At 29.5% G+C, this 12,341-nt stretch carries 14 protein-coding genes; 8 read left to right on the top strand and 6 right to left on the bottom strand.

Translation table 11 applies throughout. From position 1 onward, the window contains the following. Nucleotides 1–12 precede the first annotated feature (12 nt). From HYY52_07690 to HYY52_07675, 4 genes are read left to right on the top strand one after another with little or no spacing between them, the layout of a single operon-like run. Nucleotides 13–1,047, top strand: coding sequence for an N-acetyl-gamma-glutamyl-phosphate reductase (locus tag HYY52_07690; protein MBI2996565.1), 1,035 nt, complete (start codon nucleotides 13–15; stop codon nucleotides 1,045–1,047). A gap of 39 nt (nucleotides 1,048–1,086) precedes the next feature. After that, nucleotides 1,087–2,904, top strand: a complete 1,818-nt coding sequence (locus HYY52_07685; protein MBI2996564.1) for a DNA primase — start codon at nucleotides 1,087–1,089, stop codon at nucleotides 2,902–2,904. A gap of 5 nt (nucleotides 2,905–2,909) precedes the next feature. Beyond that, on the top strand, nucleotides 2,910–3,869 hold the full coding sequence (locus HYY52_07680) for an ACP S-malonyltransferase (protein MBI2996563.1): 960 nt from the start codon (nucleotides 2,910–2,912) through the stop codon (nucleotides 3,867–3,869). Next, nucleotides 3,838–4,332 carry a hypothetical protein gene (locus tag HYY52_07675; protein MBI2996562.1) on the top strand — a complete coding sequence of 165 codons (495 nt, stop codon included), beginning with the start codon at nucleotides 3,838–3,840 and terminating at the stop codon, nucleotides 4,330–4,332. The genes HYY52_07680 and HYY52_07675 overlap by 32 nt, the downstream gene beginning before the upstream one ends. Here HYY52_07675 and HYY52_07670 read toward each other — a convergent pair. Beyond that, nucleotides 4,281–5,018 (bottom strand): hypothetical protein, encoded by a 738-nt coding sequence (locus HYY52_07670; protein ID MBI2996561.1) that lies wholly within the window; start codon nucleotides 5,016–5,018, stop codon nucleotides 4,281–4,283. The two genes, HYY52_07675 and HYY52_07670, sit on opposite strands and share 52 nt — an antisense overlap. A 3-nt stretch (nucleotides 5,019–5,021) precedes the next feature. On the opposite strand from HYY52_07670, the gene HYY52_07665 reads away from it, so the two are divergent. Continuing rightward, entirely contained in the window at nucleotides 5,022–5,750 is a 729-nt protein-coding gene (locus HYY52_07665) for a ubiquinone/menaquinone biosynthesis methyltransferase (protein MBI2996560.1), read from the top strand. 3 nt (nucleotides 5,751–5,753) lie between these two features. Here the strand turns inward: HYY52_07665 and aroC are convergent, their stop codons facing one another. Both aroC and HYY52_07655 read right to left on the bottom strand, forming a co-directional pair. Further along, nucleotides 5,754–6,956, bottom strand: a complete 1,203-nt coding sequence (gene aroC / locus HYY52_07660; GenBank protein ID MBI2996559.1) for a chorismate synthase — start codon at nucleotides 6,954–6,956, stop codon at nucleotides 5,754–5,756. Nucleotides 6,957–6,970: 14 nt separating this feature from the next. Continuing rightward, a complete protein-coding gene (locus HYY52_07655; GenBank protein ID MBI2996558.1) occupies nucleotides 6,971–7,639 on the bottom strand; it encodes a MerR family transcriptional regulator in 669 nt (222 codons plus the stop codon). A 36-nt stretch (nucleotides 7,640–7,675) separates the two neighbouring features. Here HYY52_07655 and queF point away from each other — a divergent pair, with 36 nt between their 5' ends. After that, the gene (gene queF, locus HYY52_07650; GenBank protein ID MBI2996557.1) at nucleotides 7,676–8,029 is read left to right on the top strand and encodes an NADPH-dependent 7-cyano-7-deazaguanine reductase QueF; all 354 of its coding nucleotides are present in this window, start codon (nucleotides 7,676–7,678) and stop codon (nucleotides 8,027–8,029) included. Here queF and HYY52_07645 read toward each other — a convergent pair. Both HYY52_07645 and HYY52_07640 read right to left on the bottom strand, forming a co-directional pair. Next, the gene (locus HYY52_07645) at nucleotides 8,026–9,273 is read right to left on the bottom strand and encodes a hypothetical protein (GenBank protein ID MBI2996556.1); all 1,248 of its coding nucleotides are present in this window, start codon (nucleotides 9,271–9,273) and stop codon (nucleotides 8,026–8,028) included. The genes queF and HYY52_07645 overlap by 4 nt on opposite strands. Nucleotides 9,274–9,376: 103 nt before the next feature. Continuing rightward, a complete protein-coding gene (locus HYY52_07640) occupies nucleotides 9,377–10,180 on the bottom strand; it encodes a hypothetical protein (protein MBI2996555.1) in 804 nt (267 codons plus the stop codon). 299 nt (nucleotides 10,181–10,479) lie between these two features. On the opposite strand from HYY52_07640, the gene folK reads away from it, so the two are divergent. Continuing rightward, on the top strand, nucleotides 10,480–10,980 hold the full coding sequence (folK, locus tag HYY52_07635) for a 2-amino-4-hydroxy-6-hydroxymethyldihydropteridine diphosphokinase (protein MBI2996554.1): 501 nt from the start codon (nucleotides 10,480–10,482) through the stop codon (nucleotides 10,978–10,980). Here folK and HYY52_07630 read toward each other — a convergent pair. Next, nucleotides 10,935–12,008 carry a hypothetical protein gene (locus HYY52_07630; protein ID MBI2996553.1) on the bottom strand — a complete coding sequence of 358 codons (1,074 nt, stop codon included), beginning with the start codon at nucleotides 12,006–12,008 and terminating at the stop codon, nucleotides 10,935–10,937. The genes folK and HYY52_07630 overlap by 46 nt on opposite strands. A 135-nt stretch (nucleotides 12,009–12,143) precedes the next feature. Between HYY52_07630 and HYY52_07625 the strand changes: the two genes are divergently transcribed. Continuing rightward, a complete protein-coding gene (locus HYY52_07625) occupies nucleotides 12,144–12,341 on the top strand; it encodes a hypothetical protein (GenBank protein ID MBI2996552.1) in 198 nt (65 codons plus the stop codon).

The raw sequence follows: 12,341 nt of genomic DNA, 5'->3' as shown, positions 1-12,341 counted from the left end.
TAATTAAAATTCATGAAATCTAAAATTGGAATTATAGGAGCTACTGGTTATACTGGCGTAGTTTTAACAAGACTACTACTAAACCATCCAGAAGTTGAGATTAGTTATTTATCTTCTGAACAACATGCAGGAAAATCTTATTGTGAAACTTATCCAATTTTTTTTAATTTTATTAAACATAAATGTAAATCTATTAATTTAAAAGAAATAGCAAGAGATTGTAATTTTGTATTCTTTGCTACTCCAAATGAGCTTTCAAAAAACCTTATACCTAAACTTTTAAATATAAAAAATGATATTAAAGTAATAGACTTAAGTGCTGATCTTAGATTAGAAAAAAAAATTAAAGTCTCTAAAAATAAATTTATTAACGTAACATATGGATTATCAGAAATTTATAGAGAAGAAATTAAAAACTCTCAAATTATTGCAAATCCTGGGTGCTACCCAACATCAGTAATTCTTGCTTTAGCACCACTCGTAAAAAATAATATTATTGATTTAAATTCAATAATCATTGACTCAAAATCCGGTATTAGTGGTGCAGGAAGACATGCAAAAACTGAATTACAGTTTTGTGAAATTAATGAATCTTTTTCACCTTATAAGCTTGCTGGAAAACACAGACATATTCCTGAAATAGAATTTGAATTATCTAAAATGACTCTTAAAAAACAAAAAATAAAAATTACTTTTTCACCACATTTACTACCTGTAAGCCGCGGAATTTTATCTACTATTTATACTAATTTAAAAGAAGATAATCTAAATCAAAGTCAAATTCAAAAACTATTTTCAAATTATTATAAAAATGAAAGATTTGTTAAAGTCTTACCTACAGAGCTATACGCTAATACAAAAAATGTAAAATATACAAACACTTGTCATATTTCAGTATTAAAAGACAAGAGAACAAAAAAATTAATTGTAGTAAGTGCTATTGACAATATGGTTAAAGGAGCTTCTGGTCAAGCAATTCAAAATATGAATATAATGCTTGGATTTAAAGAAGATTTAGCTCTTGATTGTATTGGACAGATACCGTAGGCTAGAGGATCAGAGAATTAGAGAATCAGGGAATTTGAAGTGATTAAAAATTTTCAAGAAATAATAGAACAATTAAAAAGCCAGGTACCAATTCAGGAATTAATTTCTGAATTTATTCCTGTAAAAAAATCAGGGAGAGGATTTGTTGCACTATGTCCTTTTCATGACGATCACCATCCTTCATTACAAATACATCCTCAAAAAGGAATATTTAAATGCTTTTCATGTGGAACTGGAGGAGATCTAATTACTTTCTATGCACTTATAAATAAAAAAAAGTGGTCTGAAGTTATACCTGAATTAGCACTTAAATATAATTTAAAAATTGAATATGGAAATGAAAACACCTCTGAAACCCAAGTCAAGAATAAACTTTTTGAATTAAACAAAATAGTATCAGACTTTTTTAAAAAGAACTTGTTTGATAACTTAAACAAAGAAGCACTTAACTACTTATTAGGAAAACGAAAATTATCTATTGAAACTATAGAAAAATATGAAATTGGATTTGCTAAAAACAGTTGGGATTCACTTCTTAATTACTTAACTAAAGAAATGCAATATTCCAATGAATTAATAATTGCATCCGGGCTGTTTATAATCAAAGAAAACCAACAAGGTTACTACGATAGATTTAGAAATAGAATTATTTTCCCAATATATAATGAAGCAAATAATATTACTGGATTTGGAGGCAGAGCACTGTCAAATGATGATGTTAAATATATAAATTCTCCAGAAACACTAATCTTTAATAAAGGTCAGGGTTTATATGGTTTAAACTTTGCAAAAGATGAAATTAAAAAATTAGACTATGTAATTTTAACTGAAGGATATTTAGATGTAATCACTGCTCATCAAAATAATTTACTAAATACAGTAGCTCCTTTAGGTACAGCACTTACTACCTGGCAAGCCAGACTCCTTACAAAATATACAGACTCAAAGAAGGTTTATTTATGTTTAGATTCTGACATAGCAGGTAAAAAAGCAGTTGAAAACATTTTTAGACTTACCCAGGAAATAACAAAATTTGTAAATTTGGATTTAAGAGTTACTTCTAACTTGCCAGGAAAAGATTTAGATGAATCATTAAATCAAGAAGACACTAATTCAATTAGAAAAAAAATTGAAAGCAGTGGAAAACTTACACATTTTATATTTGACAGACTTTCCAAAGAATATTTTAATGCAACAAATGAGATATCTAAGAAAAATATTTTTAATGAAATAACAGAAATAATAATTTCAATTAAGGATCTAATGGAACAAAATGAGAATATAAAATACATTTCACAAAAATTAAGTATAAACGAAGAATTAATAAATTTAAAATTAAAAGACAAGCTAAGAATAAAAAAACAAAAAAAAAGTCCAGATGAGGATATGTTTAAGATGCATACCATTGAAAGATTTCAGCATGCAGAAACAGAACTATTAGCTCTTTACATTAGCTTGTTTCCAGATATAGAAGAAATTAAAAAAGAACTAAGTCAAATTGAATTTATAGATGAAAAACATAAACTCATTAAAGAGTTTTTAGATAGTATGGTTCAAACCAATATTAAGCCACATGAGGTTATTAATCAGTTAATAATACAATTTAATGAATATAAGCATTTAATGAATGTTATTTCTGATTTAGCATTAAAAATTGAAACTGAAGAACAAACTAGTGGATATTTTAAAAATAAAAAACGTATTTTAACTGAAGCAAAAGAATGGATTAAATGGTGGATTACAAACAAACAAAAATTAAAATCATTGGCAAGTCAATTAAAAGAATGTAAGAACAAAGACGAAGAAACAAAAATACTTTCTGAAATGATTAGTTTAGTTAAAACTACAAATAAATAAAACCTATGTACTTTGCAGTATTATTTCCAGGACAAGGTTCTCAAAAAGCAGGGATGGGGCTTGACTTATATGAACATACTGAAATTGCAAAAGATATATTTAATAAAGTAAACTTACAAGCAAATAGAAATATAAGCAATGTTTTCTTATACGGCCCACAAGAAGAATTAAATCAAACTAAAAACACACAAATTTCAATTGTTGCAGTATCTGTTGCATTAACTTTATTATTAACTGAAGAACTAAAAAAAAGAAGTTTGCCTTTTAAGCCATATGCAGCTTGCGGCCATAGCCTTGGAGAATTAACTGCTCTTTGGTTTGCAAACTTTATTACACTTGAAGATTTAATAAAACTTGTTTTAGTCAGGGGGAATCTAATGCAAAATGCTCCAGGTGGGAAAATGGCTGCAATTTTAAATTTAACAAGTGAAAAGATAGAAAAAGAAATACTAGATAAAAACAACTTAGTTATTGCAAATTATAATTCTCCTACCCAGCTTGTTATTTCAGGAAAAAAAGAAGCTTTTGAAAATATTGAAGAAAAAGTTAAACTACTTGGTGGTAAAACAATTATCTTACCTGTAAGTGGTGCATTTCATTCATCTCTCATGGAAGATTCTTCTAAGAAATTTGTTCTAGAGATAGATAAATTACTTGAATTACCTGTAAATAATCAAACAGTCCCTGTCTTTCAAAATATTGATGGTTTATCAAATAAAGATTTTAAATCAATTAAAGAAAAATTAAAAAGACAAATGATCTCACCTGTTTTATGGACACAAACTATAAACAATCTCGTCAATGAAAACGTTAGAGCAGTTATTGAAATAGGGCCTGGAAAAATTTTAACAGGGCTTGTAAAAAAAATAAATCCTGGTATTGACTGCTATAACGTAAATGACCTCAACTCTTTACAAGAATTTATAAATATCTATGAGCTTAAATTACTCAAACACCAATCCTAAAAGATTACATAGTCCTCTTTTAGAAGGAAAATTTAATCAGAAAAAACAAAACGAAAACAAAGGTAAACGAACTTACTATAGCCCTTCTAATGAAGAAAGTATCGATCACACTTTAGACTCAACATTGTTTCCACTAAAAGAAAAGTTTAATTTGTCTACTGAAAAAAATTTTATAAATCATGAGGCTATTAATTCTCTTGAAACATTATTTAAAATTGCAAGTGTTTTAATATTAGCCACTGGCTTAATACTAAGCATTCTTGAACTTATAAATATAATAAGATCAGTTAGTGCTGGGAATTTTAACTGTACAAACAGCATACTAGTTTTTTTTGTTGTGTTTATTGGTACCCTGCTGGCAAACATCATGTGTCTTGGTTTTATACATTTAATAAAAACCACTAAGTATATTTATTTATTTATTTCTAAATTTGCTTTTTCTAATAACATTTTAGCCGGATAATAATTAGGTAAAAGTAAAAGTGCATTATTAAACATTGGAATAGCTGCATAAGGTAAGTTCTTTGCTAAATATATCTGACCTAATACAAAATAAACTTCTCCATCATACGGATTTCTTTTAATTACGTTCATTAGGATTTTAATTGCTTGTTCATGATCACCATAATGAAAATAAGCACTACCAATTAGTTTTTCACTATCTAAGTTAATTTCCATTAATTTATTTAATTTACTTGTAAACAGATCTACATACTTGAAATTATTAGTTAGAAGCAATTCATAAACTGTAAATTCTATAAAATGCCTAATTACAAAAAAGGCAGGCCAATGTTTAATTTTTGAATTAGAAAATAAATCAATTAAAAAATCACACCAGCATTTTGCTGGCGATTCAGATGCATTTGACAATACTTTACTTGCTTCATCTAAGGAGCCTTGTAAAATTAGTGTAAATGCAATGCCAGCTAAATTATCTGTTTTATAGTATGCATTTAAAGCTAAATCTAGCTTACCCATTGAAAGGTAAATGTCAGCTATATATTGCCAATGATGGGAATTAAGTTTATTAATATAATTATTATTGTTTAAAACAGATTCTACTACTTCTTGTACATCTTGATATTTATCTTCACTTACAAGAGTTAATGCTTTAAACAATAATTCATCAATTTCTTTTATGACATTCATTGTATGATACAAACAATAATACAATCAGAAGTAAAAGACAAATCAATCTTTGTAAATCATATGTTTGCAAAGATTGCTTATAAGTATGATCTTTTAAATAACTTAATGACTTTTGGGATGCATAAAGCATGGAAAGAAAAAACTATAAAACTAGCTTTAAAAGAAAAAAAGGATTTTAAAAACGCTATTGACCTATGTTCTGGTACAGGTAATTTAGCAATGATATTAAACAAATACTGTCCACAGGCAAATATTACATGCATTGATAATTGTAATGAAATGTTAGATATTACAAAAAACAAGCTAAACAAATTAAAACTAAAAAATATTTCATTAAAATTATTAGACATTGAAAAAGATGATTTAAAAAATCATTCTGCTGACTTAATTACAATTGGATTTGGACTTAGGAATTTAGTAAACAAAGAAAGGTGTATTGAAATTATTTATAAAATACTTTCTAAAGGCGGAGTGTTGGCTTGTATAGATCTTGGACATCCAACAAATCGTATTTTAGAAAAAGTTTTTTATTATTATTTTTTTAAAATTATTCCAAAGCTTGGTGAAATCTTTGCAAAAGACAAAGATGCTTACACATATCTCCCTACTTCACTTTTAAGCTGGTACAAACAAGAAGAATTAAAAGATTTATTGTTACAAAAAGGATTTAAAAAATGTTTTTATAAAAATGTTTTTGGTGGAATTATTGCAATTCATATTGCTGTTAAATAACAATTAACGACTAAAACATTTATTTTGATAGGATTTATAATTATCAAGCAATTCATTCATACTATCACCACCAAATTTCCCTAAGAGAGCATCTGATAAAACATAAGCTAACATTGATTCTAAAACAACACCTGTAACAGGCACCGCACAAATATCAGATCTTTCGAAATGAGCCTGAGCATTGGTTTTTGATTTTATGTCAACCGAATCAAGAGGTTTAATTAAAGTAGGAATTGGCTTTGTAGCAACTGTACAAACAATAGGTTCACCATTTGATATGCCACCTTCTATACCACCTGCATTATTTGTTTTTCTTTTATAACGAAGTTTGTCATTTTTCCATTCTGGATCTATATAAATTTGATCATGCGCTTGTGAACCATATAGTTTTGATACTTCTTTTCCAAGCCCAATTTCAACAGATTTAACTGTATGAACTGACATTAGTGCATATGCAATTCTTCCATTTAAACGTTTATCCCATTGAATATAAGAGCCTAATCCTACAGGTACACCAACTGCAATAACTTGAATTAAACCACCTAAAGTATCACCTTTTAATTTTGCTTCATCAATTGCTTTTTTCATAAGCTCTGAAGTTTTTACATCCGGGCATCTAACTTCTGATGATTCAGCTTTTTTAAATAGTTCTTTATAATTTGTTCCTAAAGAATTTAACTCAACACTAACACTTCCAATTCTTAAAACATAACTTACAACCTGAATATCTAAATCTTTTAAAAGTTTTTTACAAATTGAACCTGCTACAACCCTGCTTGTTGTTTCACGAGCACTTGATCTTTCAAGCACATTTCTAACATCTTCATGTCCGTATTTTATTGCACCTGCTAAATCTGCATGTCCTGGCCTGACTTTTGAGATATATGTTGAATTTATTTTTTCTTTTATTTCAGGATTATTTATATCCTGCGGAAAAGGGGACATTGAAATTTCCCAGTTCTTAAAATCATTATTTAAAATTCTTACTGAAACAGGTCCACCAATTGTTTTTCCAAGTCTTACACCACCAGTAAAAATAACTTTATCTTTTTCAATTTTCATTCTTCCACTACGGCCATAACCACTCTGGCGGCGATGCAAGTCTTTATTTATATCTTCTGCTAATAGCTCAAGTCCAGCTGGTACACCATCAACAATAATGTTTAGTTCAGGACCATGTGATTCACCAGCTGTAAGAAACCTAATTGACATACTCTTAATTACTTTGTTGAAACCCACCTAAGAATATGTTTCCATCCGTTTAAAAATAATATCCTACGTTCCAGCGCTTCTTCAAAAAATAATCTTTCCTGAACTGAAAGATTTGGATTACGCAGTCTTTGTCTTAATGAGGATACTCGTTTAGAATCACTTGATATTTGTCTTTCAACATATCTATAGTTAAAACCTCTTCGTTTTCTTTGTTCAGGAACTTCTACTTCTTCAACTTCAGCTTCAATTATAGAGCTAATTTCTTCTTCAGGGATTTTTTCTTTTTCTTCTTCTATCTTTTGTTCTAATGCTTCTTTTGTTAAAGCATCATTTTCTTTTTCTTTTAATGATTGACTTTCAACTTCATCTAAAATATTTTTTGAAGGTTCCTGGCTCTTTAATTCTTTTATTTCCTGAATAGACAAACCATTTGCTCTTAATTTTGTAATTTCTTGAAGTGCTTGAAATGTATCTTGTGAAACTACAGTCTTATTTCCACTCCCAGAGCTTTTTTCAGTTTCTAAATTAAAATCTTTTAAATACTTTTTTACAGTTGACTCAGAAATTCCAAGCTTACTAGAAGCATTTTTTAAAGTTAGCTCATTGTCAGAGTTGCTGCTTTTTTCTAAGTTCTTGTTACTGTTTTTATTATTTCTACCAAAAATCATAACATTCATTATCCACGGTTTATAATGATAGGTCAACTAGTCAAAATGACAAAAAGAAAAAATACATTAGAAACCTTTCCAAACCGTTATCCTAAAAGAGATTACAACATTGTTATCACATGTCCCGAGTACACATCAGTATGTCCTAAAACAGGCCTGCCAGATTTTGGAACAATAGTTATTGAGTACATCCCGGATAAAGTCTGCGTTGAACTTAAGTCGCTAAAATATTATCTTTTAAAATACAGAAACCAGGGAATATTTTATGAATATGCAGTAAATAAGATACTTGATGATCTTATAAAAGTTTTAAAACCAAAACAAATTACTGTAACTGGAAATTTTACTTCAAGGGGTGGAATAAGTACATCGGTAGTTGCTAAGCATGCTAAACACTAAGGTGTTTTTAAATCAATAAAGCCTTCACTTGAAGGAAAGATATCTTCAAACACAATTTTTGCATCTGATATTCCATAGCCTTGTGCTTGTAACTGGTTTACTACAACATCTCTTACTTTATACTCAGCTAATTTATTAATTTTTTCAACAAGACTCTTTTCAGGAGCATCACCATTCAATATTTTTCTTAGCTCAGCATTAATTTGGCTTTTATTTCCTTTTAACCCAAGCCCAGTTATAAGAGCAGATCTTACAAGTACAACTTTCCTTGCTTTTTCATTATCCAGAGTTTGTTCTTCTTCAGCTTTGAAGACATAGTCTATCGAACACTTCAGTATTCTTAAATAATTATGAGCATTAACATAATTTTTAAGTTTTGATTCTGGATCTCTACCTGGAACACTTACCTCTGAAACAACATTCTGAAAAATAGTTTGAATATTAGTATCAGATTTCAATACTTCTTTAAAGTTTCTTGCTGCCATATAAACTAAATTAAACTCATGAGGAAGTAAGTGAGAGAATTTACAACCTTTTGTTGGATCAATAAGATCAGAATATTTTAATTTTGTACCGGTAATATTAGTTAGGAAAGTATCATCAGATCTACCTGCCATAATATATCCAATCAAGACTGCTAGTCTGTCTCTATACTCATCATCTGTAAGTTCAGAAGCCGAACCACCTTTTGGACTTGAAAAAGCTATCTTACCTGGGCCCCTAAAGCCACATACTCCTTCATCCTTTGTCCACAATTTATATAATTTCTCTGCATCAACTTTTCGATTATTATTAGCAACATCAACAATGTCACGAGAAAAAGAAAAAACAGGATCTTGATTTATTGAACTTAATGTAGCAGTAGTAGTACTTAGCTCATCTATTTCACTATCACTTAAATTTACTTCATACTTAGCTTCACTAGTGTTATTGCTTACTTCTTGTTTATTCCCGCTAATCCACATTTTTACAAGACCATATATGGCAAGAATTCCACCTACAATCATTCCAAAAACTGAAAATTTATCTGCTGCTGTATTATCAGGCAGTAAAGACTTTGCAAAACCACTTGTAACAAGTGCTGCAGTCCCAGTACCAACACATATTGCCCCAAGACCAAATCCAGGAGCTCTTCTTATAAACTCGCTTCCACTTTCTTGGACTACTTGAACAGTCCTCCCGAGCGAACTAGAACTACTAGATGCTTCTCCAAAATATTTACTTATTGCAAGTGATGATGTCATAAAATACTAATATCAAATAAAATTATAAAAATAAAAAATTATTTATTAAGGATGAAATTTTTATCCTTAAATCTTACTTATCATCCTCCTTTTAAATTTTTAATTACTGCTTACCAGCAGGAGCAGGTGTTGATTTTTGTTCTAAATCAACTCCAAATATTTTTGCAATTTGTGGAACTCTAGCAATAAGTGCCCCGCCAAGTAAAAGTGAACCTGCTCCAGTAGCAAAACCCCATGGAGCAGAATTCTCATCACTAGCTAGTTTTGCTACACCAACCCCGCCAGCTACAAGCCCTAATGCACCAAGTCCCCACCCTAAATAATCTTGCCATGTCCATTCACCACTTGGGGCATCTGGTTTTTTGGGGATAAGAACATTCCCTGTTAACTTTGAGGTATCAACTCCAGGAGGATTTCCTGTTGTTTCAAATGTAAAATTTGCTCTTTTATCAAAAGTAGTTCCATCCCATTTATACTTAAATATAAGTTTTTTGTCTTCTACTTTAAGGCTACCATCAACCAAGCTAATTCCACAACCATCTTGGAAAACTGGTTTTGCATCAGTTTTAAATTTATAGTCTGCATCAGTAGGTATATTATGAACATATTCATATACAGTATCTTTGGATTTTTTAACATCGACATCCAATTGTTTTAAAGTATGTGGTTGCACTTTTGTCTCTTCAACGTCTAACTTATTACCATTTACTACTTCTACTAAAGCTCTATAGAAGTCATCTGTCAAGGCAGTCTTATGAACACCTTTTTTCTCAAGCTTAGCAATCTCAGCGTCAACAACAGGCTTTACTTCTTCGACTTTATGATCTTTTTTATCAGTTGCAAATTGTCCATTTAGTAATGCATGTGCTATATCTACAGCATCTTTAGTTGCTTGATTAACTCTCATCTTTCTATCTCCTATTCTTTAAAAAATATTTCTAAAGACATTTTTTTATTTAGCCTGCTGTCTTGTTTTCTTTAATACTTCTTTTTTATATTATTCTTCAATACTTTACAAGTCAGATTGCTATATACTTACACTTTACTAAATCTTAACTTTACGAGTCAAGGGAAAAAAGAAAAACTTTCTTAAATCTTTCTAAAAAAAATTACTAAACAGCATTTATAGATTAAAAAGATTTAATAGAATTAAAAGGTTAAAAGAATTTACCTTAAGAGTCTTAACCAAAATACGTCTAACCATTTATGAAACAAATTGCTTTTTTAGGTATTGGCACTAACAAAGGTGATAGAGAAAAAAATATTTTAATTGCTTTAAAACTTTTATCAAACAATAAAGAAATTAAAATACTTAAAGTTTCAAAGATGTTAAAAAATCCTCCACAAGAAGGAGTTAAGAGTGGTTACTTTTTAAATGGGGCAATCAAGCTTTTAACATCACTTACTCCTTTTGAACTTCTTAGACTTTGTAAGAAGATTGAAAGAAGACTTGGAAGGAAGGATACGGCGAGACGGCAAAGAAAAAAGTCACGAATAATTGATCTGGATATTTTATTTTATGGAAATAAAATTATTAAAACAAATGAATTAACTATTCCACATCCAATGATTCATAAAAGATATTTTGTTCTAATTCCGCTTATGGAGATAGAAAAAGATTTTAAACATCCTATACTTAATAAAACCATTGAAGAACTGTACTATTTCACTCCAACAAGCATTAAAAACTGGGCAAGCGCAGTATGAAGACTTGAATAAAGGGCGGGGTGAAGCTTGGGCAATCTAAACCTTTTATGAATTTCAATTCTTATTGTAGGAACTGAAAGATCTTCAAACAATAAATGAGAGATGGTTTTTGTATTGTTTAATGTTATTTCCGGGATATCAAAACCAATTTCTTTAAAATCTTTTACTTTTAACATGCTTGCTAATAAGTTCAGGTACTCTGTCTTACTAATAAGAGAACTTTTATTCCAGCTAGTAAGAATAACTTCATTTGGATTATTCCAATCTTCAATGCCATGTAAAATTAAAACCAATTTCATGTTAACTTTTTTAATTAACTGGCTTAAAAAATTAACATAAGGCGAGCTTAAATAATAAACAGGATCAACAACCATACAGTAAGAATTTATAAGTGCATGACATCCTGTAAGTTTATGAAGTAAAACAGCAAGCGAACCAGTATATGACTCCGATGAATATAAATTTCCTTCTTTAAAAAAGTGAGTTGCATGTGGAGCTAGAACTAGTATAGGAATAGATCCGCCATAATATTCAAAATCAAGTTCACCATAAGGAGGATATTGTTCTGATTTTTTATTTAACCCGGATTCAAATTGAGTAGACCATGTAATAGTATCAAGACCGCTGTTTTGATTAACTAAATAATCCAGTGCTTCTTTTAATTTTTTAAACCTTGCTTCTGAATGAAATAAAACCCATGGATTAAAAGGCTCATTCCCAATTACTACTACTTGTTTTCCTTGCCTGTAAGCATAAAACATTTCCATAGTTGTTGATTCAGTTACCTGGAGTAAATTTGCCAGCAATGAATCTGCTTTATCTATTAAATTCAATGAATATTTAACTGTACTATTTGCTTCTTCAATGCTTTTTATAAAACCAGACAAGTCTAATTCTATAGGGTTAGCCACAGTAATTCCTGACTTTAAAAAAGTACTTGCAGCATATACTTTCCAGTCAGTGGATATTGGCAATGATGGATCATTAATTGTTGTTGCTGGTCCTGCTAAATATATTGTAGTTGCCATGATTCTTTAATTCTTTAATTCTTTAATTCCTTAATCCTCTAATCGACCTATTTATTTTTATATATACCACTTTTTACAGATTTTTGGGAATGAAAAGAGAGAAGACGCGGAAAAGTTAAAGATTAGATTAAGGAAATGGCAAATTACTTTCAAAAAAGAACATATTACAGCTGGCAAGACATTGATACAAAAACATTGCTAAGCGGACTGATTTTACTGAAAGAAAAAATAGCAGATTTAGATCCTGAGATTGAAGATTTTTCACTAACAGGAAATTTGCTTATTGATTTATACGAAGTATCTGAAGAGTTAGAAAAGAGATTATTGTTATAA

This window comes from Candidatus Melainabacteria bacterium, from assembly GCA_016193285.1.
Lineage (GTDB): Bacteria > Cyanobacteriota > Vampirovibrionia > 2-02-FULL-35-15 > 2-02-FULL-35-15 > JACPSL01.
The sequence above is the reverse complement of the archived record's forward strand: the minus strand, read 5'-3'. Positions and strand labels throughout refer to the sequence as shown.

Bases quoted from the DNA above. Each gene is read 5' to 3' on its own strand.
- HYY52_07670 (MBI2996561.1), bottom strand. From the start codon at position 5,018: ATGAATGTCATAAAAGAAATTGATGAATTATTGTTTAAAGCATTAACT.
- HYY52_07655 (MBI2996558.1), bottom strand. From the start codon at position 7,639: ATGAATGTTATGATTTTTGGTAGAAATAATAAAAACAGTAACAAGAAC.
- HYY52_07675 (MBI2996562.1), top strand. From the start codon at position 3,838: ATGAGCTTAAATTACTCAAACACCAATCCTAAAAGATTACATAGTCCT.
- HYY52_07630 (MBI2996553.1), bottom strand. From the start codon at position 12,008: ATGGCAACTACAATATATTTAGCAGGACCAGCAACAACAATTAATGAT.
- HYY52_07640 (MBI2996555.1), bottom strand. From the start codon at position 10,180: ATGAGAGTTAATCAAGCAACTAAAGATGCTGTAGATATAGCACATGCA.
- HYY52_07690 (MBI2996565.1), top strand. From the start codon at position 13: ATGAAATCTAAAATTGGAATTATAGGAGCTACTGGTTATACTGGCGTA.
- HYY52_07625 (MBI2996552.1), top strand. From the start codon at position 12,144: ATGGCAAATTACTTTCAAAAAAGAACATATTACAGCTGGCAAGACATT.
- HYY52_07645 (MBI2996556.1), bottom strand. From the start codon at position 9,273: ATGACATCATCACTTGCAATAAGTAAATATTTTGGAGAAGCATCTAGT.
- queF (MBI2996557.1), top strand. From the start codon at position 7,676: ATGACAAAAAGAAAAAATACATTAGAAACCTTTCCAAACCGTTATCCT.
- folK (MBI2996554.1), top strand. From the start codon at position 10,480: ATGAAACAAATTGCTTTTTTAGGTATTGGCACTAACAAAGGTGATAGA.
- HYY52_07680 (MBI2996563.1), top strand. From the start codon at position 2,910: ATGTACTTTGCAGTATTATTTCCAGGACAAGGTTCTCAAAAAGCAGGG.
- HYY52_07665 (MBI2996560.1), top strand. From the start codon at position 5,022: ATGATACAAACAATAATACAATCAGAAGTAAAAGACAAATCAATCTTT.